The 214-nt window shown below is 55.6% G+C and carries 1 rRNA gene; it reads left to right on the top strand.

Features of this window, described 5'->3' with window-relative positions:
• Positions 1-214 (top strand): 23S ribosomal RNA (locus H5S41_RS00115); the annotation flags it as partial.

The following is a 214-nucleotide window of genomic DNA, read 5'->3' as shown; positions in this document are numbered from 1 at the left end:
CTGTGCCATAGAGGGTGAGAGCCCCGTAGACGAAACGTCACACTCTCTGTTCAGGATCCTGAGTACGGCGGGACACGTGAAACCCCGTCGGAACCCGCGAGGACCATCTCGCAAGGCTAAATACTCCCTAGTGACCGATAGTGAACCAGTACCGTGAGGGAAAGGTGAAAAGCACCCCGGAAGGGGAGTGAAATAGTTCCTGAAACCATGTGCC

It is taken from the genome of Limosilactobacillus albertensis, from assembly GCF_014145555.1.
GTDB lineage: Bacteria > Bacillota > Bacilli > Lactobacillales > Lactobacillaceae > Limosilactobacillus > Limosilactobacillus albertensis.
Note: the sequence above shows the minus strand (reverse complement) of the source record. Positions and strands in the feature narration are given on the sequence as shown.